The following is a 23,958-nucleotide window of genomic DNA, read 5'->3' on the forward strand; positions in this document are numbered from 1 at the left end:
CTGGTGTGGTATTAGGTCAAGAAAGTAGACAGAAAAAAACGAGTCTTGTTATGCAGCAGAGCTGCATTTCTTGAAGTACATACGTTCGTAGTCAATGGGTGAGAGATACCCAATGGATGAGTGAATTCTTTTACGGTTGTAGAAAAATTCGATGTTTCAAATATATCTTGTTTCGCTTGTTTTCTAGACAGGAAGCGGGAAACACCAGTTCTTTCTTCAATTACTGTGAAAGGATTCAATGCACGCATTGTCATAGCAGTTTCCTTTACGACTCATACTTCCTTCCAATCCATACTGTTTCAGTCTTTTTTGGTATTCATGCGAAGCATATTGACTTCCACGATCAGAATGATGAAGTACTGAGTTTTTTGGCTTCTGTTGTTTGTACGCACGATCTAAAGCAGTCAAAACAAGCTCTTTAGTCATTCGGTTGTCAGCATGCCAGCCAATAATTTTACGAGAGTAGAGATCCATCACACTTGCAACATACACCCAGCCTTCCTGAGTAGGAACATAGGTAATATCTGCTACCCATACTTGATTAGGTTTTTCTGTGCTAAACCGCTGGTTTAGCGTATTTTCATGAACAGGTAGGGAATGACGAGAATTGGTAGTCGCTTTGTACTTCTTAACTGTACGAGAAACCAGTTCATGCTCTCTCATAATCCTGGCAACTGTCTTTTGAGATACGCAAATCCCTTTTGTTTTTAGCTGTCGAGTAATTTTAGGGCTACCATACAGCCTTCTGGAATCAAGAAACAGATGGTGGATTTGCTTCACTAACTTTTTTCTGCGCTTCTTCTGCTCGCTTTCGGGACGGTTCAGCCATTTGTAAAAACCGCTTCTAGAAACTCCCATTACCTGACACATCTTCTGTACACGAAACTCGAAGTGGTGTTCATATATGAACTCAAAAGTTAGCCCCGGTCTTTTGCGAAGATGTGCATCGCCTTTTTTAAAATAGCATTTTCCTCTTCTAGGTCACGGATACGTTTTTGTAAGTCTCGTAAAGCCTTATCTTCAGGCTTCAGATTTCCGCTTCCGCGGAAAGCGTGATCTTTATGCATTTTGTATTGCTCAATCCAGCGATACAAAGTTTGAATAGAAACACCTAAATCCTTTGCAGTTTGAGCAACAGGTTTCCCCTGCTCCAATACTAGCTGAACTGTTTGGGTTTTAAACTCCTTGTCATACTTTGACATCACGATCACCTCGAATGATTTGGTTTTATTTTGTCATTCTCAGCTCGTCTTGTCTACTTTTTAGTCTATCATCAACATTAGGAGTAAAAGTATCTCTTATACCAAAAAATAACGTTACAAAATATTTCTCAATTCGTATATTATGATTGATATTTAACGGAAATTCAGTTAATAAATTTCTTATAAGTACCACTTTATTTAAAACTACTTACTCTTCAAATTAATCTTGATTCAGTTGTTTTATAGTTCATTAAGATTCATGAATTAACCTTTAAAAGATAAAAGAAGGTTGCTGAAAAGCTCCCTCCTGATAGCTTAGAAGATTTGTTATTTAACCTCATATTTAATTTCTATTTTTAGTAAGTAGAAAGTCTTATCTTCCCTTCTTTAAAACAAATGGAATCTATGGGAATCGTTAGGACACTTAAGCAAACACTTCTGATGACAGATTGTACTAACTATCACTCAAAATTGTTATAATCATAAATGTTGAGATAAACGAATCATATCCCTACACTGTATGCCGTTCTCCATAATCTCTTCTGGATAGTGTCTAATAAAATAATCTATATCGACACTAGATATTCTAAAACCACATTTTTGATATAGTGCTAGTTGCCCTATACTTGAGTTCCCTGTACCAACTTCCATTATTTTGTATCCTATTTTCTTCGCTGTTTGAATTGCATCCATTACTAACTTTTTTCCGATCCCTTTACCATGGTGCTCTTCTCCAACTGCAATGTTCACCAATTCGACTGTATCAGATTTTGTAGGGAGCAAAACATAGACTCCTATAATCTTCCTATCAATTTCCGCTACAAAACACTCTCCTCTATTAATATATTCTTCTACCATTTTTTGAGAAGGATCTGCTAATAACAACAAATCCATTGGTGGCTTTTCATCTAATTCTAATTTTCTAATATCCATTTCCCTCTCCCACTAGTAGGACTCACTTCATTAATAACACTAATGAATCTCCATTTTGGATTTTGATTATGTAAATCGGAGTCATAAATATAATTCGACTATATAGTTGGAGTTGTCTCGATCCTAAATCTAATCATCATAAGACCAGCTATAAAAAAAGGAAAGATTCTCTTTTGACTCATTTCCACTCCTCTTCTAAAATAGCGTAATAATACTCATCCCACCATTCCTTTCCGTATGGGATACATTTTTTGAAATAGCCTTCTCTTCTCATTCCAATCTTCTCCATAACCCGATATGAAGCAACATTCTCCGGTTGACACGTAGCAATAATCCTATGTAATTTCATTTTTGTAAAACCAAATTCTAATATAGCTTTTGCAGCTTCTGAAGCGTACCCCTTATTATAATATTTTGGGTTAAACACCCACCCAATCTCATAAGTATGCTCACCAAAATACTTAAAAAAAGCAATGTGACCAATTACCATTTTTTCATCCTTCAATACCACAGGAAACTTCTCAGCATTTTCACCAATATTGTCATTAACAAATTTCTTGGCATCTTCTTCAGTAAAAACACCTTCTGGTATATATTTCATAACATTAATATTTGATGTGTATTCATAGACATCTTGCCAATCTTCAAATTCAAATTTACGTATCACTAGCCTAGTGGTTTTTATATTCATTTAATTTCCTCCATTCCTAAAATTGAAAGTTCCCCCCTATGCTACTTTCTTGTTCACTCTAGTAGATTGTTGATTTCGAACTGTTTCTAGAAATCTCCGATAGTCTTGCAGATCTCTTGAACTAATTTTTTTAGGATGAAACTCATCATCAATTGTTTCTTGATAACTAGATTATGCAATGTTTCTTTTCATAAATAAATAGATCAGCTTCCCAACAGGAGCTGATCCGTCTAACTCTAATCTTCTATATATAGTTTCTGAGTCTCTACCCAAGCCAGATAAACGCTACTGGCTAGGTTGCCACCCTCATTGATGACATTAGATTCAATATATTCCTCCATGACTTCTAATACAGCTTTCTCGGAATTTAGAGTGATAATCAACTTCATCAATTTGCAAAAATGTAGGTCCATAGTAGGTACCTCCCACGATGTAATGGTTTGGTCAAATGACCGGTGTTGCTACCAAATCTGAACATGTCAGCTCTCGTAGCAACACCAGTCAACCCTACTGAGTTAGACAAATATTATTATACTAATTTATATATGATTAGCAAACAAAACATCATATAATTCATAATTATCGAGTTACACTGGATTGAAACGAAAGAAAATCGTTTCTGATTTAAAAAAGGCAACTTGTCACCATTTGGGGACAGCTGCCTTTTCGTTGTCTTCAGATAAAGTTGTCCTTAGTGGAAATAGTTAGTTTTATACGAAAATCTATTATCAAATCATAAATTGTCGTTCGCATGATTCATTGGTTTTTGGTCGATATAAGCAATTAAGGAGACCCTGTTATCCAGCTCTTTTGCTAATTCTTCTTCTAATTGAGAGATTTTTTCCAGAACTTCTGGATAGCTCTCTAGATTTACGATCTCAAAATCCTGTGGTTTGATTGGGACCAACTCCTTTTATAGAAGTTTTTACCGAACTAAAGTGGATTATGAGATGATTTTTGGTTGCTTCTTTTTTAAACTTTTTTTAGAAAGTCTGGGATAAATGACAAAACAGGTGAAATCGAAGCTTGTGTGCGTATTCCTGCATCATGAACTTCTTTTAAGGCTTTTAACCTTAATTTAATGCAGGTGCATACATAGCAAATATTTGCTTTATATTTTCTCGATCTGTTTCAATCCTCATGGATACAAGGACTTCACATTTCTCTTTCAATACATGGTAGTACGTTAGACAAAAAGCTGCTAAAACTATTATTTAAACTTCATTTTATACTCTGCTTGGAATGTTTCTCCTATTTCAAGCTTATTCATTCCAAACTTTTCATTCATTTTCCCAGATGTATTATATGTATCGGCGATGCCGTACCACGGCTCAATGCAAACAAATGGCGCCATTGTACCATCGGTATCCATATATTTTGACCAAATCCCAACAAACGGAAATTCTTGAAACATTACTTCTACACCATGACTCGATTGATTGGATACCAGTGTTATTGAATCAATATTACTGTAAACAAGAGCATCCTTTACAAATAGAGAATCAGTGAGCTGGATCGTTGAAATATCATTTGCAATTCCTTTCTCATGAATAAGAGAATCCTTTAACTCATATTCCATTACATTCTTATTGATAGCAGGAGTAAAGTGTAAACTATAATCCTCAATCGTTTCATTTTCTAAAAGCGGAACCTTAAATGCAGGATGCGCACCAATGGAAAAATACATTTCTTCCTTGTTTTCATTCACTATTTCCCACCGGACAATAAGGGAATCCTCTTTCAGCATATAATGAATAAACGCTTTAAATTCATACGGATACACATTAAGGAATCGTCCAGCAGAATCAACCACAAAAGAAACGTGTGTTGTTGTCTGCTCGTCCAGATCAAATATAATATCACGCAGAAAACCATGTTGTGACATCTCGTAAGTCTGACCATTAAGTTGATATCTATCTTCCTTTAAACGTCCAACTATCGGAAATAAGACCGGAGAGACGCGTCCCCAGTAAGCGTTATCCCCTGTCCACATATAATCTAGACCATTTTTCTTATGCTTCACTTTACGTACTTCTGCTCCGTTGCTCACTAACTCTACCTTTAACCAATCATTTTCAATTACAATCACCATCTTAATCCCTCATCTCTGGTACGGATTTCACATTCTTATTATACGGAAAGGCTCTCCTATGATCCTGCCTATCTTCGCACCTTTGGGGAGCCATATAGGTAATACTTGACCCATGTCTTTCAACATCGTAAGATCTCTAGTTCTTTCCCTAATTTCCGATAGACTCATTGTTTCACTTCTTCTAGAAGCTGAATATACTGATCAAACTCTTCTTTTTTCCGAAAAGCATCTGCATAAAAACGAGTCAGATTCTCGATCCACAACACCACGCAATAGGTACTAGAGAGAGACTTTTTCAAGAAGGGATTTTGTAAGAGTAATTACCGTTACAGTAAAAAAGTAAGAGCAGTCGTGCTAAACTCATGGTATCCGCCTCCGTGGGTTGGTGTTTGGTCGTACTTTCATCATAACCACGAAGGCGGATTTTTCTATTTAATTGTGAAGATAAATGCAACAGGCTCTAGAATTATAAAGCTACTGACTCGTATACAGTTAAAAACTTATCAAAAGAGCCCTCTGGTCAATTTTCCAACTGAAACTGGTTTAACAGAGTCAAAATGAATATCCCGAACATACTTAATATTAAGCCCGCCGGGTTTCACTTTTAAAAAACGCCCTAGCAATCCTAAATTCCCTTTTAAAGATTGAATCTCATCCTCCGTTGCGATCCGTTGTTCTCCAACAGTTCCTGACAATCGTACTCCTGGAGGCGTTTTGAATTTTCTAGAAAGAAACGATCGCAACAAAAACCATTTACTATTGTTAACAGATAGAATACAAACTCGATTATTATGTTCCAGGTTTTGTGTCATTTGGGAAGTGAAAATTTGAAAATATAAGCCTTTTGGCTCATCTTTGCTGAGTATTAGAGACCCAATTGGAGTAACATGTGGAGTTCCATCTGGGTTTACAGTGGCAAATGAAAATGCAAATGACCGAGAAGCAAGATCTCTCCAAGTATTCCAGTGATCGAATGGCTGCATCGTATTCCCTCTTCTCTTCATATAAAGTTATATATGGCAAAACGTTTACCCATTTGAGCGGTAAAAGTCACCTGCAACAATGTTCCATACCTTTTCACTATTGAAAAATTGAAAACCATAGAATTAATACTCAATATCGATTTTTTTCCCTTGTGGCACTTGTTGGTCTTTGGATTGTTTCTTTTCATCTTTCTTTATTTCCTGAATCGAATGGGCTATTAAAACTTGAAGTCCCAGTAATCTTTCTTTCATTGCCTTTTGAAAATGCTGTTGTGCTTCTTGAGGGATCATCTTTCCTTGGAATGTTTCACGAATCTCAAACAATTGATCAATCAAGCGATGAACTGTCTCTTTTTGAATCATGCATTCCCCTCTTTCGAAGTAGATATACGCTCACCAAAACATATACGTAATCGTTCCTCAACAAAACGTGCACTTAAAATCGGTCTTCCTGCCAACGAACGTGGCAATGTAACTTTTCTTCGATAGGCTCCCACTTGAATCGTTAGTTCATCTCCACGTTGTGTTAGATCTAAATCTTTTCCAGTAACAAAGGGGAGAGTGAGATAGAGAATAAACCCATCTTGTTCTTGCTTGACTTCCTCTACTTTTCCGACATAGAATATTTCTTCTAATTTTCTTTCTCCAAATGCAACTTCTGCTAAATCTATTAATGCTCGTAATCCTGACACATCGGAACTCATAAGGGGTACTCGTAGAATTGGAATCGGTTGAAAGGTATTGGTAATCTCTTCTTCATATTGAATATGTCTCTTTTTCCACTCTGCCAGATAACCCACATCAGCATCTTCTGGTAAGACACGATTCACAATAATGGCATCGGTATTAAACCCATATAAATTTAAATAGGTGAATGATCGTCTTGCCTCTGAAATAACCATTTTCTCGGGATTGAGAACCATTCGGACTGAGGTAATCGAGTGATCTAACAACAAACTCTGAACCTCAATGACTCGCCGGAATAATTTCTCGATACTGTCCATCACCTTGTTATCAGGAAGTTCTAATCCACCAGTTACAATCTTTGCTACTGGTCGAGCTAGTTTTACTAAGCGACGTTGGTGAGGGAATATTTTTTCCAACCACCAGGTTAAAACATTGGGATAACTTAATAGTCGAAGGGTTTCTCCAGTAGGAGCACAGTCCACAATCAAGACATCATATTTGCCGCTTTCCACGTGTTCGAGTATTTTCAAAAGACTGAATAACTCTTCCATACCAGGAAAATTTATCATTTCCTCCTTATTGACATCTTGGAGGTCCGACCATTCGATGATTCGACCAAACCACGCCTGAACGACGCTCCAGTTTCGCTCCGTCTCCAATAAGTTATCTACTTCTTGCCCCAAAGGCAATCGGAAATAGGTATAGGATCTGGTCCTAGTGGAACTTGAAACGCATCCGATAAATTATGCGCAGCATCTGTACTCATCACTAATGTTCGTAACCCTTCTGATGCCAAACGTGCCCCTGTTGCCGCAGCAATACTCGTTTTCCCTACGCCGCCTTTTCCCGTATAAATGATAATTCTCATGAATTAACCTCCTGCATGAATGGAAATTGAAAACCAATTGATTACTCGAGGAAATTAGTTCAATATCGTACTAATTCTACAAAAGAGAAACTTGGAATTTTCCAAGTTACTCATCTTCGATTTTGATGCGTTTAAATGTAGGTTGCTCTTCTTTCTGTTCCTGTTCTGTTGTTTGGACCACTTTTGCTACTTTGAGTAGCAAAACAATTAGTTGCTCCAGTTCGTCGGAAGTAAGAGCATCTTTCATTTTTTGAAGCATACGGTTCATCGTTTCAAGAATACGGTTTGCGAACTCTTCCCCATCTGCTGTTAAACGGATTCGAGTGATACGTTGATCATTTGCATCCCGATAGTGTTGAATTAGTCCACGTCTTGTTAAGCGTTGTCTGATATTGGTGAGCGTACTTTTTTGAAGTCCCATATCGGACGCTAACTGGGACATCGTTGCTTCTCCTCTTTGTTTAAGCATAAAGAGTGCAATCAATTCCGAGCGTGTCACTTTCTTCGAAATTTCATCAATCTCTTGATCAATGAGTAGTGGTTTCGTCCAATTTTTCAGAAAGAGAGATAATAACTGATCCATATGTGTCTCCAATGTACTTGAGTAATTTCCCTACTTTTATTTTAATACGATATCGTACTTTTATCAAGTGTAACTAATGGATGTATAATTATTTCATAAAATTAGTCTTCTGCGTCCATTTTGGGTTATATTTTTGTCAATTTATTATACTATTCATACATAATTAATCAGATATGGACGCATTCAAAACAAAATCGGCATTTTGTAACAACCAAAAGAACATTTCCTAGTAGATAGGGAACGCTCAGTGTGTATTACTTTACCTCAGTTGTGGTCATGGTCTCCTTCCGAAAAAACGCAGAAGAATTGGAAACAAATCAAACTCCCTAACTGTCAACTATTGTCCGGCCAATAACTTAATAATTAAGAAGAAGCTCATGATTTTCAGCAACATAATTTGTTAAACTGAACTTACATCTAATCGTGAGGTAAATTTCATATATGAATCCGTTTAAAAACTATATCGCATTTAATAGAGAGAAATGGGCTGCTTTACGCAAAAAAACTCCTTTGTTGTTATCGGAGGAAGAACTAGAGAATTTAAAAGGCATAAACGAAAAAATTTCTCTTCAAGATGTCGAAGAGATCTATTTACCATTAACTCGTTTAATTAATTTGAAAGTGAAAGCTTCGCAACAACTGCAGGGAGTAACCAACTCCTTTTTAGACTATAAAGCTAGAAAAACCCCTTATATTATTGGAATTGCAGGTAGTGTAGCAGTAGGTAAGAGTACCGTAGCCAGAGTTCTTCAAACCCTCTTATCGCGGTGGGAAAATCATAAAAAAGTAGAGTTAGTTACGACAGATGGTTTTTTATATCCAAAAGAAACCTTAGAAAGAAAAGGGCTAATGAGTAGAAAAGGATTTCCTGAAAGCTACAATACGAAAAAATTAATTGATTTTATGATCAAAGTGAAATCCGGAAAAAGGAAAGTGGAGGCACCAGTTTATTCGCACTTAACTTATGACATACTGCCCGATCAAGTAGAGGTTATTCGTAATCCAGATATTCTAATAGTGGAAGGTATTAATGTCCTTCAAGTCAACAAAAAACACCACGTATTTGCCAGTGACTTTTTCGACTTCTCCATCTATATTGATGCCGATGAAGAATATATAAAAAAATGGTATATCGAAAGATTTCTTATACTTCAAAAGACAGCTTTTCAGAATCCGATGTCATATTTTCACCGTTACACCAATTTGTCTAAGGACGAAGCTATTAAACGAGCTACTGAAATCTGGCAAGACATTAATGCAATCAATTTACATGACAATATCTTACCGACGAGACGAAGAGCTAATATTGTTTTTAAAAAAGGCCACGACCATAGATTTGAAAAGGTATACTTAAAAAGATTCTAAGATTGTTGGGCTTGTTGCTATATGAGTTATTTTCACCGAATTCACATGTGTCTTTGGTTCCATCTTGTTTCGTATATGTTGCCGTTGCGACAACCATATTGTTCTTGAATACCAGATTTTTAGCATAATTCTTATTGTTTGCATTTCCTGTGAACTACATTGCCATTGAAATGGCGATCTTCTCGATTCATTGAATCGACCAACGTCGCATTCTCCACGAAGGCACGTTCCATGCCTATATTAGGTTTAGTTCTAACTGTCCGCATTTTAGCGTTGGAACATGTCCAACTGCTTTATGTAGTATGTTTCTTGCCGCATTTACATCTCTATCTTCTGTATAACCGCAAGAGCAACTATGGACTCTATCTTTTCGTTCTTTTTTTACGATCTGACCACATTTTGAGCAAGCCTGAGACGTGTTGTATGGGTCCACTTGTATTACTTGCTTACCAGCATATTCTGCTTTGTAGGAAGTGAACTGTACAAGTTGATTCCATCCAGCATCCACAATACTTTTGGCTAATTTGTGATTCAAGACCATTCCTTTGATATTCAGATCTTCAAAGGCAATTAGATCATAGCGATCTACTAGATACCTACTAATTTTATGGGCAATGTCTTTTCTTTAATTTGCTATGTACTCATGTAGCTTTGCAAGCAAAGCTACAGCCTTTCTACGACGATTGGAACCTTTCTTACGTTTAGATACTATGCGCTGAAGTCGTTTTAGTTTTCGTTTTCCCTGTCGAGTGTGTTATGGTTTCGATTTCACAGGAAAAACAAGCATAGTACTTTCCGTTTTTTCGGATGATGGTACAGGTCTTGATCTTTCCTTCTACTTGTCTGTGGCATTTGATGCGAACATTACCGATCTTAGACAGTTTCAGATATTTCCCATCAAGAGAAAACCCACTTTGTGGGTATGTGAAGCTATCATAACGGTTTTTACCTTGAAAGCGTGGGTATCCTGCTTTCTCTCCCGCTTTGATTCTACGAAAAAACCCTTTAAATGCTTTATCTAAACGACGTAGAATGTCCTGTAACACTTGCGATTGTACCTGTTTGAACTCTGGAAACTCTTTCTTTAGTCGTGGTAATTCATTCTGTTGCATGTTGTAGTTAACGGAAATACCACGTTTTTCATAAGAAAACTTTCGTTGTTCCAAAGCTGTATTGTATAGCCAGCGACACAAATTCAAGGTAGTTTCGATTCGTTCCATTTGTACCCGATTAGGTTCTATCTTGAATTTGTACGACTTCATCATTTGATTTTCCCCCTTTCTTTTTCTGATTTTCAATGTACTTACGAATCGTTTCTTCCGAAATAGAGCCAATGGTTTCCATGTAGAAGCTGCTATTCCAAAGATGACCATCCCATAACTTATTTCTTAGCCTCGGGAACTTTAGAAATAACTTCCTAGCGGAAATACCTTTCAACATTTTCACAATGTATGATGGAGCTATTTTAGGATGAGCAGAAGCAAAGACATGGACGTGGTCTTGCTCTCCCACCTCCATCATAGCTACTTCAAACCCTTTCTCCTCCAGCATCCCCACAAGGGGGATACCGAGCAATGCTCCCTTTCATCTACCCCATTGAAATGGGGAGAATTCCCGTTCGCAAATCTTAAAAACGGTTAACTCGCCATATTTACGCCCATTTCTTCTTGTTGTTAGTCAACAATAACTAAAAAAGCGTGCTTTGAAAAAGATTGATCAAAACACGCCTTTTAATATATTCAATTGAATCGTTGCCAATTTAGTTTCCTTGTTTTATATTCGATAAAGATCCTCAAGTTTTTGAATCTCATAGGTTGATACAATATCAGTATTATTCGTTTTCATTTCGGGATTGAACCAACATGTGTCTAGTCCAGCGAGCTGTCCCCCTTTAATATCCACATTTAAGGAATCTTCAATTATTAATGCTTGTTTCACATCAAATCAGGAATTCTCGTAAATACATAGTCCATAGTATTCCTTCACTGGATTCTGAAAACCAGTGTCCTCTGACACAAAAATATCTTTAAACAATGGATGTAATCCTGAAGCTCCTAAGTGTTTATACTGGTCTTGGAAACACCATTCGTAACAATATATAAGTCGTTTGATTTTATATGTGTCCGTTATCACTTCAAGAGCTCCACTAATCTTCTAAGTAGCTACAAAACTTCATCCATCTCTTGATTATATGCCTTAAATAAAATCGAAAAGCGAGTATTTACTTCTTTTAACCTCTCGAAACCTTATCCTAATCACTTATAGAGCACATTCTTCAATTTCAAACCCAAGATCTTCAATCATTTGATGGTCTACATTGGCAGCTTGGCCTTCTGTAGTTAAATAATCCCCCACAAAAATAGCATTTGCAGGATAAAGAGACAGTGGCTGCAAATAGCGCAAATTGATTTCCCTACCACCAGAGACACGAATCTCTTTACTTGGATTAATAAAGCGCATCAGAGCCAATACCTTTAGACAATAACGAGGGTTTAATTCTTGCAGATTTTCGAGTGGAGTTCCTTTAATCGAGTTTAGGAAATTTACTGGAATCGAATCTGCATCTAGTTCTCGTAAAGCATAGGCAATCTGTACTACTTGTTCATGTGTTTCACCCATTCCCACAATACAGCCCGAACAAGGAGACATCCCAACTTCTTTTGCCTTCTCTACAGTCTGTATGCGATGATCATAAGTGTGAGTGGTAGTAATATTACTAAAATGATCCTTACTCGTATTTAAATTGTGATTATAGCGGTCCACTCCAGCCTCTTTTAGACGCTCCGCCTGATCATCTCGCAAAATTCCCAAACAAGCACAAACCTTCATTTTTAAATCTTGCTTTATCTCTTTTACCGCCTCAATAACTTCTTCTAGTTCTTTCTCTGTTGGTCCACGACCACTCGCGACAATACAATATGTACCTGCTTTTCGCGCTAGTGCTTCCTTGGCCCCCGCAACTAACACTTCTTTTTTCATCATCGTGTACTTCTCAATTGGCGCATTGGAGACAATTGACTGTGAGCAGTATCCGCAGTCTTCCGGACAGAGTCCACTCTTTGCATTAATAATCATATTCAGCTTTACTTTTTTTCCAAAATAGTGCTGACGCACACGAAAAGCTGCTTGTAATATAGGAAGCAACTGATCATCCTTGGCATATAACACAGACAGTGATTCTTCCATAGTTAACAACTCTCCGGCTAATGCCTTATCTGCGTATTTCTCCCATAATGCGGTTGCTTCGATCGTTTGTTCACTCATTTCTAATCCTCCAAACCAAAAATTGTGATTACTATATACAACTCTATTTTCTTTAGAAGACTTGCTTTCACTATTCAGATGCACAAGTCTCCTCTATCAAACCGCTACACTCTTAACGATTATGAGCAAACACCATTTACTAAAATCAAGAATTGTGTCATGATCCCCTACCTTGAACGGGCATCAGTCCTACACCTTTGCCACGTACTATGCTGGGTCAAATACATATCTTTTCAATATTGCATCATTTGTGTAGTTGGTTCTTATGTACTACTGATTGTCTCACGCATAACAATACTTCTATCAATCTCCTATCCTTCTAATTGTAAACTATAAAATATTATAGGTTTACAATAAACCCATGTTGAGTATATCAGAACTACAACAAAAACCCCAGATCCAAAACTAATAATAAAGTTCTACACTAGAAGATTCTTGATTTCTTTTTTATGACTTACAAAATCCTTATGTAAAATTACCTAAGATACCCGCAGACGACCAAAAATCTCCTTATCAATCACCCTCATAACACTCGGGATGAAGATCAGTGTTCTTGAGTCAGTTTGATCTGCGGGCATTCGATATCTATCGGGATCCGCTTGATCTCGATATTGTCCAGGCTCTCCTTAAGGAAAAACTGAGTGAGACGGTATACAGTCAGATTCAAGAGGGGGAAATCGCAGAATGTAGACCGTACTGAACCCAATTCCCTTTGATCAACCAGATGAAAACAGTTTAGGGTAACAAAAGAATAATTCATCAGAGAAGAGACTAGTCTATGAATTGTAATATAGATGATCCTGATTATTTTTGTAGGGATTATTTTTATGAACTTCTAATTGATTAATACGATGAAAAGTTAACAAAACAAGAGTTTTAAAAAAATATGCAATAAAAAACGTTTTAGTTGAACAATTATTCCCATAACTTAAAAAAGTGTGGTATATTGGTTATAAGACAGTACCATACAAGATGGTGCTGGTACCTGAAAAGAGGTTCTCATGCCCATAAAGAAGGTCATCAGGACTCTTGCAACCACGGGTTGCGGTTGCCCCTGCGACACATGCAAGCATGGCTATGGCCACTGCTTTGGTAGCATGTGTTACTGACCGGGTATCGTTCTCCCTCTTCTCAGCCTGGACAGAGCTTCTTGCACTGTCCAGGCACTACTATTATATCGACACAAGAGTCGTCCTAGAGACATGACTCTTTTTTATTTTTAGGCAAAATAGTGAACCGATTAAAATGAACTCGCCCCTGATACAAAAAAGACACTACTGAATATAGCGTCAAACACTTCTTGAATCAACATAATTCCAACCAGTTAGTCAGCGATGTTGATTTTCCTCAGCTTCAGCTTTTTTCCTTTTGCTTTGTTCCTAGGCTTGAATGCTAAACCTTGCGACTGCAACGCATTACTAAGTATAGACATTGAACTGGTCCCATACCGCGAAGGTGTAATATCTCGGTAAAGCCCAGATAGCTTTTGTAAAGTGGTGATCCCTTCATGCTTCAATGCTTGTATAGGAGGAATTGAAAACAGAGAAAAGAACCCAGTGTCCGGTTCCAGTTCTTGTTCGCAAACCGGACAGGTTGGGCAGTCGCTGCATTTGCAGTATCGGTGTACTTTGTCACAAGTCCTTTATGTATTTTGTGAGGTTGTTATTTTGAATGCCACGGACTGGGATGAAAAAAGTTTATTGCTGCCCTTGCTCTGATGCCGTACTCACTTGGAAAAACACTCCGAATTGGTCCTTTACAATTCCGTACAAGGGGCTCCAATCCGTTTTCTGCAAAGGCATAACGATTTGGCCGCCGTCAGCGAGAGCGTTAAAGATTTCTCTGGATCGCGCCTCATCGCTTGGGTGGAGAGCAATCTGAACCGAGTCGCCTTGCTGGTAGGGCATGCCGGGGAATGTATCGGAGAACATCAGATCCGAGTCACCGACTTTCAAATGCGCGTGCATGATGCGGTCTTTCATGTCATCAGTCAGCGGGTGGTTCGGATCCTCTGGCATATCTCCGAATCTCATGATTCCCATCACTTTTGCACCCAGCGCTTTCTCGTAAAAGCCGACCGCCTCTCTCGTGTTGCCGTCAAAAACCAGATAAGGATTCAAATAAATGGACATATTTCCAACAACTCCTCCGGAAATAATTGGTTATCTCGTCTATTATACACCAAAAAATAGCGTTGCAAACAATATTATGCGAACGAATGATCTCATTTTGACAGTCAGAAGATTTGTTGGTCATTCTGGTTAATAGGAGCAATAGTACATTGAACACTCCCACTACTAACTCTTATAGGTAGGTGTGGTCTTGGTAATCCCATATAGTGACAGGAAATGGACCATGATTAGACCTTAGTTCCTTCGGTAATGAGCCTAAGACCTTCTTGCAATGGGTTTCGAGACACAGCTAATATGTGCATATTTTATTTTTCTACATTTGGCTTTCTTTTCCTTCTTAGAAAAAGAAAGGTATTCTAAGCACCTCTTTAAGTGGATATCGAACACGCCCAATTCATCAGTAGTTGAAAGCATTTTACAACCTTTCATAATGTCAATGACGATCAGGAGCATCGAGAAACTCCTGAAGGAGAAAACTCCAAAATAGATCGGATTTGCGAGAGAATAGAAACCCACCTCGTCCGAGGCGGATTCATCTAAAAAGCGGGAAATGAATCCGCATAAGATAAATCTATCAAGCGTCTTCTTGAACATTGCCCCAAATTTAAGGGAATTCCAGATACGATCCCTTAAACGTTTCCGAAATGGCCAAAAAGTAATGTTATTAATCTCTTGACTATAACGTAACGTCATAGTGCATAATTTTAACTAAATTAATAAGAGGTGAAAAAATGAATATAAAAGCATTACGCTCAGATAAAATATATCGCAAAGTTTTACAAGCTCCACAAGAAGAAAAAGTTGAATTACTCAGACAAGAAATGTTTGCTCCATTTATGAAAAAATGGGAAATACAACATGTTCCTTTTAAAGCTGAGGAGCCTAATGGTTTTGATGTTATTATGTTGAACAATTTAACAAACATCTCACCTACTCAGATCACCAATGAGATTTCAACAGAATTAGAATTAATTTCGTCCGATTCCTTTTGGGATGAATGTGAAGAAGCAGTTAAGAAAAGCCTTCAGTTATTTACAGAACATGGCGTGAATCTTCGTGTATCTGATTATTTATTCACTATTCTATTAGGGAATCCAAATAACCCTTTATTAATGATAAATGAGGGATATAGTGGCGATGGGGGTATTCCTGGCTATATTTTTGGTGCACTTGTGCCAAATGAATATACCATACCTCGCATGAAGGCAGCTTTAGCTCATGAATGTAATCATAATGTCCGCTATCAATTTATTGAATGGGATCATTTTGCTGTTACATTAGGTGAATTAATTGTGAGTGAAGGGTTAGCGGAAAACTATGCTACTTCTATTTTTGGGGAGGAGCTGCTTGGACCTTGGGTATCGAAAACAGATATGGAAACTCTTAATAAGCGTATTAAACCTGTGCTCAAGGAAAAATTACAACTAAGAGGCTTTGAGAATTTGGCACCGTACCTTTACGGCGATGAATTAGCAAAACTCCAAAACTTAACACCAATCAATATGCCTTATAGTGCCGGTTATGCCTGTGGATATTATTTAATCAAATACTATTTAGAAAAAACAGGTAAAACTATTTATGAAGCTACCATTACTCCTGCGAATGATATATTACATGAAGTAAAAGGATTTTGGGATGAAGAAACAATTATTAGCAGTTAAAGACATGGTTCAAATTACAGGCATAACAAAAAGAACCTTACATTATTACGATAATATAAATTTATTGAAGCCAACTCATCTTACGGAAAATGGTTATCGACTCTATGATAGAAATAGTTTAGTAAAACTACAAACCATTTTATTTTTAAAGGAAATGGATTTTTCCCTACAAGAGATTAAGGACATTTTGGAACTTTCGAAGGAAGAACAGAAACAACTATTAAAAAAGCATAGCCAAACATTATTGATAAAAAAGCAACGATTGGAAACAATCATTACTGCATTGGACGAGTATGTATCTGGAAAAGATATCTACAATCTACATATTTTTCATGATTCATCCATTTTACCATTACAAGAACAGTATGCTCATGAAGCGAGATTCTTTTATGGAGAAACAGAAAAATACAAAGAATTTGAGAGGAAACTGGAAAAACTCTCTCCTAGTGAAAAAGCAAACTTATTCTCTGTGTTTGAGCAAAACATGGAAAGTGTATTTAGAAGAATGGCATCCTGTATAAACCAGTCTCCTTCTTCTGATGAAGTACAGCAATTAATTACAGAATGGAAAAGTAATCTAGAACAAGCTATTGTTTGTGACTCTGAGATATTAGCATGTATTGCAAATACGTATAAATTCCATAATCGATTCAAAAGTTATATCAATCAATTTAGTAATGAAGACTTATCCGAATTTTTATATGACGCTATTATGTATTATTTAAATACTCGCACGAATGAATTCGTTTGATACTTGGGTAATTCCATTTCGTGTTTTAGATAAAAAATCTCCTTCTCTAGTTGGTGTTGAGAAGGAGATTTTTTATCAATAAATGAAAAAAAATTTTTGAAGCATGAGTTGTGATGATTTCGTTTAGCTATTATTTTGGGTATATTGTTTGATCAAATCCATTGTATGGAAGAGTAAGCTCTTATCTCCCCAATCCCCATGTCCAGGTATAACTGTTTTGACATTTGGATATTTTTCGATTACCTTCTGAACGGAATCATCCCATTGTTCTACATTGGCATCAGAAAGATTTCCAAGATCTTTTGCACCTAATGCTTTGATGAAACACCCGCCGAATAATATCTTATATTGAGGAAGCCAAACAGTAATGTTATCTTTCGAATGACCTTCACCAGGATAAAAGGCTTCGATTACTGTATCACCTACTTTCATCACGGGATGAGCATCGAGTGTCGGGTTGGGCGGAGGATATCCATATTCCACAGCTAATTTTGCTGTCAGAACGGTACTACGTACATCAATCCCCTCATTCAGTAACGCCTGAATGCCTCCAATGCTATCATCATGCGCATGAGTAACCAGTGCCAGAACCACTTTTTTCTTCAAATGTTTTTTGATCATCTTTAATAACTCTTCCGTTTTTTGGTAGTCCTCTATTGTATCCCATGCTGTATCAACCAAAACTACTCCTTTGGAAGTAGAAACGATTAACCCATTGTGGGGTATAGGTGTGCCATTCCACTCATTATAGGATGTGTGTGCCCATACTTTGTCATTCAATTTCGTTAATACAATGGTCTTATCTGGATTGGTAATCTGAGTTGGAGGTGATGATTTTTTAGACTGAGCAAACGTTTGATAATGCAATGATGTCATACCAACGGATAATGTTAGTAGCAAACTAAACACAACTTTTCCGATCCATCCCTTGCTAATTTTCAACCAAATCTCACCTTTCAAATTGGATATTACTTCTGGCATCTACTACAAGTAGCGACCACAGAAAGCCTCATGGCTGACTATGTAGTATTTCGTTCTATATATCCACCGTATTGCAGTCATCATAATGGTTTTGTTCAACAGAAAACCCAGGACTAGAAATCGTAATATCTATCCACTTCTATAAACATGTTCTTTTCTAGGCATCCATTTATATATTTCTACTAGCTTACTGTTCCATCTGGAAAAAGCTCTACTCTACATCACGATCAACTCCTGTTTGAATAATCCGATAATTAAATTATAACAAAAAAAGAGCCCTAGAAAGGGCCATTGCAATACGCTCGGATGTATGAATTCCTCTTATCGAAACCAAGTTTTTTATTATCTCTCTGTGTTTTTTTCTCTTCATCAAAGAAACAATAATTCACTAACAAAATGTAGATTAACTTTTACATTCAAATATCTTTGCTTCTAAATTCAAAGAATTAACTATGGACCAATTCTTTTTCACTCAAACGAAGCGTCTGCGCTGCGGAACTATGAATCTCTTGAAAAAGCTCTGGGTTTTCCACTAGAGACACACCATAAGAAGGAATCATTTCTTTTATTTTCGGTTCCCACTCTTTAATTTGCTGTGGGAAGCATTTTTCTAATACCTCTAGCATGACGTGAACGGCAGTAGAAGCACCCGGAGAAGCGCCAAGTAGCGCAGCAATCGAGCCATCAGCCGCACTAACAACTTCTGTACCAAATTGAAGTGTTCCTTTCCCGCCTGTCTCCGTATCTTTGATCACTTGCACACGTTGGCCCGCTACCACGATACCCCAATCCTCGTTTTTTGCGTTCGGAATAAACTCGCGTAATTCTTCCATACGCTTTTCATTCGATAACAGAAGTTGCTGGATCAAGTATTTTGTCAATGCCATCTCTTTGACGCCTGCCGCCAACATCGTTAAGACATTGCTCGGTTTTACGGAACGGATCAAATCAAAAATGGATCCAGTCTTTAAGAACTTTGGTGAGAAGCCAGCAAACGGTCCAAACAGCAATGTTTTTTTGTTGTCAATATATCTTGTATCTAGATGTGGAACAGACATTGGAGGTGCGCCAACCTTTGCTTTACCATATACTTTCGCATGATGCTGCTCTACCACTTCTTGATTGTTACATACCATAAATAGACCGCTTACTGGAAATCCTCCAATATGTTTTGACTCCGGAATACCCGTTTTTTGTAGTAAAGGCAGACTGCCACCGCCACCTCCGATAAAAACGAATTTTGCAGAATGGTATTCGATGTTACCGCTCTCAATATTATGCACTTTGACTTCCCACGAACGGTCGCTCGTACGCTTAATATCCTCAACACTATGCTTATAGTTGATCTCCACGTTTTTACTCTTTAAGTGGTCAAACAAACTGCGCGTTAAAGCACCAAAGTTGACATCCGTTCCAGTGTCAATTTTGGTTGCTGCGATCGGTTCGTTGGATGTCCGGCCTTCCATAATTAGCGGAATCCATTCCTTTAGTTTTTCAGGGTCATCGGAGAATTCCATTCCTTGAAACAGGTGATTTTTTGAAAGCGCTTCAAAACGTTTCTTCAAAAAGGTTACATCTTTTTCCCCTTGTACGAAACTCATATGAGGTAATGGCATGATAAAGTCCTGCGGATTACGAATCAGATTGCTTTTTACAAGATAAGACCAAAATTGACAGGAAAGCTGAAATTGTTCATTCACTTTTATCGCTTTGCTAATATCTATAGATCCGTCCGCTTTCTCGGATGTATAGTTTAGCTCACACAGTGCAGAATGGCCCGTACCTGCATTGTTCCATTCGTTAGAGCTTTCTTCTCCTGCATTTTCAAGTTTCTCAAACACTTTGATTTCCCATTCAGGGACTAACTCTTTCAGTAATGATCCCAAAGTCGCGCTCATGATTCCGGCGCCAATTAAGATAACGTCTGTTTTTTTCTGTATGTTGCTCATTATAATCTTCTCCTAAAATAGTTTCGTTCCAAGTCAGATAAACACTCAAACCAATATGTAAATCGAAACAAATCTTATAAGTTTGAAGCTATGGACAAAGAATAAAACATAAAATATATAAAAAACGGAGAACAAGAGAGATGAAATTACATGTTCATTATACAGTAGAAATCAACAAAAATGTGGACGAGCTAAATCAATCTATGGATGACAGTCTGAAGAAAAAACACTGCTTTTCTTATCTACCCCTTTTAGAACATACAAAATCCCGACTTTCATCCTTAACAGATTAAAAGTCGGGACGTATTATTTGATCGCTTAACGGGGAAATAATGTTTCGGGGAAAAATATTACCAAATCCGGTATGACTAAACTCGTTGGTTCAAAGCCATATAAAAAAATAACAATCAGGAATGTAAATACAACCCGCAAAATATACGAACTTATGCAAGCAGCAGAGGCGTGAAACATGATATTAGCAAGAACAAAGAAATCAATTGCCTGATGTAACCATCGAAAATTAAAGAATCCACATAGCATCACTGAAATAGGCGGTTCTTGATGAAGCAGAAACACTCATGCATCAGATTTATCAGGTGTTACCTCAAATTAAGCTGACGGATCTGTTAGTTGAGGTTGACCGATGGACTCGTTTTACGCAACATTTTATTCATCTTCATTCTGATTTTTGTAGGAGAAATCGGCTTGTTTTCACATGTTAGCTCTTTTTTACTGTACAATTTATAATATTTGTATTAAGGAGGCTGATTGATATCTCTGCATCTTCTATAATTTTAGGTGGTAGTCTGTTCTTCGTTTTTCTCTATATTGTCATTATCATTGTTGTAATAAAGCATGCGCGTGATTCGGGGAAAGATCCAAAATTGACATTAATAATCTTAATTGTAGTCTTAGTAGTAGCAGTAATATTTTCATACAATAAATATACAACTATAGTTGAACTTGAAACGAAACAGCATCCCCTTAATCCAACGGATTCCTTTGTAAGCAATCATCATTAATTAATCATCAAAAACAAGAAGCCCAGGGAAACAACAAGAACATATCGCTTTCTTCTATAAGAGTTGTCAAAGCACAATTAAGAAAAAATGCGTTTCCTATAATCGAATATAAATCAAGGACCTCAAATAAGGTCCTTGATTTATATTCTTATTGATGTAAAAACACCACATGCAGTGTTAATGATATATTGGTGGGTATCAAACCTTCTTTTCTTGATAAATTAAAGAACGTAGGAACCCATTACGTTTATAAGGAGTATGGTCAGAATGACAAATTTATTCAACATGTATTTCACCTTGATATAAGAAAAGATGAGGCAGTAAAACTCACTAAAGAACAAATAGAGTTTTTTTGCCAATTTGTTGACTAGTCATGTGAGTATCCCGAAAATTCAGTTTATTATATAACATATTAAAAATAACGGACGTTAACGACATTTATTTACACCTCAAATTAATCAAAGATTAATTTGTTTTGATACAGATATACATGGCATTTCTTTATTCCTGAATTTTTTGAAATGACTTATCAATCCGGTAGACAAGACTCTCCAATCCATTCGCGTCTCGTCGCGATCCTGACAGCACTCCACCAATCTTTTCCACGGCCCGTTGAGAGCGGAAATTGTTCCGTCCGATCAAGAAGATCACGTTGCTGACGAACTTGAACGCATGTTGTAGCATAAGCCGTTTTAGTTCCTGATTGTACGTACCGCCCCAGTGTGACCTGGCAAGGAACGTCCACCCGATCTCGATCTCATCCCGCTCTTCGTTGTAACCGTGATATCGCGATGACCCAATCAGGCGGTCTTCTTTGTTGTCAATCACTGCCAACGCACCTTTGGAATTAAGTGCATCGAGAAAAAAGGCCTTAAATTCTTCTTCCTCGTGCCGATTTTTGTTCGGGTGTTGCGTCCAAATCAGTGGATCTGACGCCACTGTATAGAGCTCTGTGAAGTCCTCTGCCCTTAGCGGCCGGATCTCGATGAGTTCACTCCCCAGCTGTGGTTGGAAATCGAAGGTTTCAGAATTAACGGATCCTACGAGTAAGCACCTAACTAGATCTACTTTCTCTTTGCTATCCAATTTTCATTGTCTCCTTTACATAAAGATATTTTTTTCAATGTCTGAGAGAGAACACGGTTTCCTGTTAAATCTGCTGATCAACATCCGCATATGCTATTTTTTAATTGCTCACGCAATTGTTTGTTGTCGCTTTCAAATTTCTAAATGTGACGTTCTAACGAAGCGATTATGGCATTTTTGTTTGTTATCGTCCATTTCACGTTCGATCTTTTTGGAAGTAGAAGTACACTCTTGGTTACTTTTGTAATCCCTCAATAACACTCTCGTATTGCAAGATGGTTGTACAGTGAGTCTTTCGATTTGCCATCTTTTCTTGCCATATTGAAGTCGATTCTTTCAGAGGTTTGTAAGAGCTGATAAGCAAAGAAACCCATACTACCGGCTTTTTTCTAATCAAACCAAATAATATTGTCCTTAGCTATTTTAACTAGTTTCCGTACTTGCTTTTCCGTTATTCTGTCTACAGACAAAGGAGGTAAACTCTCCAAGTCAAAAAAACCAACGTCACTTGTTTCAATACTTGCTTGAGGAGCACCTCCTAAAAAATCACATAGTACAAATATTTTATATATAGAGTAAGGATTCGGAGTATGTCCGTGCCGATCCCGATCTAGAATAGCTAACACTCTGGTTGCCTGAACATTATAACCCGATTCTTCTTTCACTTCCTTCACCACATTTTCAGAAAGAGAGTATCCTGGTTCAGCCCATCCGCCTGGTAGGGTCCACTTCTGATCACTTTTTTCTTGAACAAGAAGAAGTTTATTCCCCTGAAAAACTACTGCTCGTATATCTATCTTCGGTGTTTGGTAACCTGTTTCATTCAGAAACAGATCTCTTATCTTTTCAAAGGGTACATCCGTATGTTTTTCCACTATTTCTGCGCTAATTGTTCGCAACTCATGAAAACGCTCTATATCAAAAGGGTCCTTACTGTACGCTAAACCAGCCTGGGCAATTGACTGAATTCGTTTAGCCCATTCCAACCAAGTGTGTTTCATCTATCATCACCTCACATTATCATTATAAATTACTTATTCAATATTTCGATTTTCTAACAAAAAATGGGGCTAAACATTTAAAATATGTATTGACAGATAAAGTATCAATGATGTAATCTTAATCCAATCAATTACTTGCATTTTACAAGTGAATAAAAATCCAAACACAACGAATAGGTGGTGAAATGGTGCAAAGTACTCGAGAATTATTTCAGATCATGACTCGTCGTTTTGGCTTCTTAAATAAAAATTGTTGTAGTATAGGAGACTCTGCAATTTCACTGGTACAAAGCCATATCCTTTACGAAATTGATCGCCAACACCAACCTTCGATGCAACACATTGCAGAAACACTAGGGATCGACATCACGACCTTTAGTAGACAAATACAATCTCTAATCAAAATGAACCTAGTGAAAAAAACTCCCTCTCCAGAAGATCGCAGAGTAAGTATTTTGTCGCTATCCACGGAAGGTAAATTTATCGCAACGACGATTGACCAACGAATGAACCAATACCTAGATGAGGTTTTTGGATATATGAGTGACACGGAAAAAGAGATGGTATTACGATCTATTGAGCTATTAAATTCCTGTATGGCAAAATCAAAAGAGTGTTGTAATCCGATGGGGTCTTAACCCCATTATTTCCAGATTAATACTTGCAAAATACAAGTTTATGAGTATGGAAAACAACTTAAAAAATAG

22 protein-coding genes and 4 pseudogenes are annotated in these 23,958 nt (G+C 37.3%); 6 read left to right on the forward strand and 20 right to left on the reverse strand.

The annotated features are described in order from the left end of the window. Positions 1–48 precede the first annotated feature (48 nt). The 10 genes and pseudogenes from VJ09_RS02490 to VJ09_RS02530 all read right to left on the reverse strand — a co-directional run bounded on the left by VJ09_RS02490 (position 49) and on the right by VJ09_RS02530 (position 8,039). Positions 49–1,202, reverse strand: a pseudogene (locus VJ09_RS02490) (IS3 family transposase). Between the two features lie 480 nt (positions 1,203–1,682). After that, positions 1,683–2,135 (reverse strand): GNAT family N-acetyltransferase, encoded by a 453-nt coding sequence (locus tag VJ09_RS02500; protein ID WP_044640100.1) that lies wholly within the window; start codon positions 2,133–2,135, stop codon positions 1,683–1,685. Between the two features lie 178 nt (positions 2,136–2,313). Then, positions 2,314–2,826 carry a GNAT family N-acetyltransferase gene (locus VJ09_RS02505; protein ID WP_044640101.1) on the reverse strand — a complete coding sequence of 171 codons (513 nt, stop codon included), beginning with the start codon at positions 2,824–2,826 and terminating at the stop codon, positions 2,314–2,316. 236 nt (positions 2,827–3,062) lie between these two features. Further along, the gene (locus VJ09_RS18275) at positions 3,063–3,239 is read right to left on the reverse strand and encodes a hypothetical protein (protein WP_154662333.1); all 177 of its coding nucleotides are present in this window, start codon (positions 3,237–3,239) and stop codon (positions 3,063–3,065) included. 797 nt (positions 3,240–4,036) lie between these two features. Next, the gene (locus VJ09_RS02510) at positions 4,037–4,918 is read right to left on the reverse strand and encodes an aldose 1-epimerase family protein (protein ID WP_044640102.1); all 882 of its coding nucleotides are present in this window, start codon (positions 4,916–4,918) and stop codon (positions 4,037–4,039) included. 503 nt (positions 4,919–5,421) lie between these two features. After that, on the reverse strand, positions 5,422–5,901 hold the full coding sequence (locus tag VJ09_RS02515) for a pyridoxamine 5'-phosphate oxidase family protein (protein WP_052807183.1): 480 nt from the start codon (positions 5,899–5,901) through the stop codon (positions 5,422–5,424). A gap of 123 nt (positions 5,902–6,024) precedes the next feature. Beyond that, entirely contained in the window at positions 6,025–6,264 is a 240-nt protein-coding gene (locus VJ09_RS02520; RefSeq protein ID WP_044640103.1) for a hypothetical protein, read from the reverse strand. Then, a complete protein-coding gene (locus VJ09_RS18760) occupies positions 6,261–6,605 on the reverse strand; it encodes an ArsA family ATPase (protein WP_230199123.1) in 345 nt (114 codons plus the stop codon). Before VJ09_RS18760 ends, VJ09_RS02520 begins: the two co-directional genes overlap by 4 nt. Positions 6,606–6,614: 9 nt before the next feature. Further along, positions 6,615–7,456: pseudogene (locus tag VJ09_RS18765) on the reverse strand (ArsA family ATPase); the annotation flags it as partial. A gap of 106 nt (positions 7,457–7,562) precedes the next feature. Then, complete coding sequence (locus tag VJ09_RS02530) at positions 7,563–8,039, reverse strand: MarR family winged helix-turn-helix transcriptional regulator (protein WP_044640104.1); 477 nt, start codon at positions 8,037–8,039, stop codon at positions 7,563–7,565. A 441-nt stretch (positions 8,040–8,480) separates the two neighbouring features. On the opposite strand from VJ09_RS02530, the gene coaA reads away from it, so the two are divergent. Further along, the gene (gene coaA, locus VJ09_RS02535) at positions 8,481–9,404 is read left to right on the forward strand and encodes a type I pantothenate kinase (protein ID WP_044640105.1); all 924 of its coding nucleotides are present in this window, start codon (positions 8,481–8,483) and stop codon (positions 9,402–9,404) included. A gap of 235 nt (positions 9,405–9,639) precedes the next feature. Here the strand turns inward: coaA and VJ09_RS18770 are convergent, their stop codons facing one another. The 5 genes and pseudogenes from VJ09_RS18770 to bioB all read right to left on the reverse strand — a co-directional run bounded on the left by VJ09_RS18770 (position 9,640) and on the right by bioB (position 12,668). Then, on the reverse strand, positions 9,640–10,020 hold the full coding sequence (locus VJ09_RS18770; protein ID WP_267904289.1) for an RNA-guided endonuclease InsQ/TnpB family protein: 381 nt from the start codon (positions 10,018–10,020) through the stop codon (positions 9,640–9,642). 85 nt (positions 10,021–10,105) lie between these two features. Beyond that, positions 10,106–10,669 (reverse strand): RNA-guided endonuclease InsQ/TnpB family protein, encoded by a 564-nt coding sequence (locus VJ09_RS18775; RefSeq protein WP_052807184.1) that lies wholly within the window; start codon positions 10,667–10,669, stop codon positions 10,106–10,108. Beyond that, a complete protein-coding gene (gene tnpA / locus VJ09_RS02545; RefSeq protein ID WP_044640106.1) occupies positions 10,635–10,979 on the reverse strand; it encodes an IS200/IS605 family transposase in 345 nt (114 codons plus the stop codon). Before tnpA ends, VJ09_RS18775 begins: the two co-directional genes overlap by 35 nt. A 198-nt stretch (positions 10,980–11,177) precedes the next feature. After that, positions 11,178–11,509, reverse strand: a pseudogene (locus VJ09_RS19110) (HAD hydrolase-like protein); the annotation flags it as partial. Positions 11,510–11,663: 154 nt separating this feature from the next. Continuing rightward, a complete protein-coding gene (bioB, locus tag VJ09_RS02550; protein ID WP_044640107.1) occupies positions 11,664–12,668 on the reverse strand; it encodes a biotin synthase BioB in 1,005 nt (334 codons plus the stop codon). Between the two features lie 547 nt (positions 12,669–13,215). Here bioB and VJ09_RS18290 point away from each other — a divergent pair. Then, positions 13,216–13,368, forward strand: a complete 153-nt coding sequence (locus VJ09_RS18290; RefSeq protein ID WP_154662335.1) for a hypothetical protein — start codon at positions 13,216–13,218, stop codon at positions 13,366–13,368. A 997-nt stretch (positions 13,369–14,365) separates the two neighbouring features. Here VJ09_RS18290 and VJ09_RS02555 read toward each other — a convergent pair. After that, positions 14,366–14,800, reverse strand: coding sequence for a VOC family protein (locus tag VJ09_RS02555; protein ID WP_044640108.1), 435 nt, complete (start codon positions 14,798–14,800; stop codon positions 14,366–14,368). Between the two features lie 731 nt (positions 14,801–15,531). Here VJ09_RS02555 and VJ09_RS02565 point away from each other — a divergent pair. After that, on the forward strand, positions 15,532–16,461 hold the full coding sequence (locus tag VJ09_RS02565; RefSeq protein WP_044640110.1) for a DUF2268 domain-containing putative Zn-dependent protease: 930 nt from the start codon (positions 15,532–15,534) through the stop codon (positions 16,459–16,461). Further along, on the forward strand, positions 16,436–17,212 hold the full coding sequence (locus tag VJ09_RS02570) for a MerR family transcriptional regulator (RefSeq protein ID WP_044640111.1): 777 nt from the start codon (positions 16,436–16,438) through the stop codon (positions 17,210–17,212). The genes VJ09_RS02565 and VJ09_RS02570 overlap by 26 nt, the downstream gene beginning before the upstream one ends. A 123-nt stretch (positions 17,213–17,335) precedes the next feature. On the opposite strand, the gene bla is transcribed toward VJ09_RS02570, so the two are convergent. Both bla and VJ09_RS02580 read right to left on the reverse strand, forming a co-directional pair. After that, on the reverse strand, positions 17,336–18,154 hold the full coding sequence (gene bla / locus VJ09_RS02575; protein ID WP_052807346.1) for a subclass B1 metallo-beta-lactamase: 819 nt from the start codon (positions 18,152–18,154) through the stop codon (positions 17,336–17,338). A 485-nt stretch (positions 18,155–18,639) separates the two neighbouring features. Further along, the gene (locus VJ09_RS02580) at positions 18,640–20,142 is read right to left on the reverse strand and encodes a malate:quinone oxidoreductase (protein WP_044640113.1); all 1,503 of its coding nucleotides are present in this window, start codon (positions 20,140–20,142) and stop codon (positions 18,640–18,642) included. A 343-nt stretch (positions 20,143–20,485) separates the two neighbouring features. Between VJ09_RS02580 and VJ09_RS18780 the strand changes: the two are divergent. Further along, positions 20,486–20,608, forward strand: a pseudogene (locus tag VJ09_RS18780) (DUF1697 domain-containing protein); the annotation flags it as partial. 1,057 nt (positions 20,609–21,665) lie between these two features. Here the strand turns inward: VJ09_RS18780 and VJ09_RS02590 are convergent. Then, positions 21,666–22,250 carry a GNAT family N-acetyltransferase gene (locus VJ09_RS02590; RefSeq protein WP_082050369.1) on the reverse strand — a complete coding sequence of 195 codons (585 nt, stop codon included), beginning with the start codon at positions 22,248–22,250 and terminating at the stop codon, positions 21,666–21,668. A gap of 389 nt (positions 22,251–22,639) precedes the next feature. Then, a complete protein-coding gene (locus VJ09_RS02595) occupies positions 22,640–23,251 on the reverse strand; it encodes an NUDIX hydrolase (protein WP_044640115.1) in 612 nt (203 codons plus the stop codon). A gap of 188 nt (positions 23,252–23,439) precedes the next feature. On the opposite strand from VJ09_RS02595, the gene VJ09_RS02600 reads away from it, so the two are divergent. After that, complete coding sequence (locus tag VJ09_RS02600) at positions 23,440–23,889, forward strand: MarR family winged helix-turn-helix transcriptional regulator (protein ID WP_044640116.1); 450 nt, start codon at positions 23,440–23,442, stop codon at positions 23,887–23,889. Positions 23,890–23,958 lie beyond the last annotated feature (69 nt).

Origin of the sequence: Risungbinella massiliensis (assembly GCF_000942395.1) — a bacterium.
GTDB classification, from domain to species: Bacteria; Bacillota; Bacilli; order Thermoactinomycetales; family Thermoactinomycetaceae; genus Risungbinella; species Risungbinella massiliensis.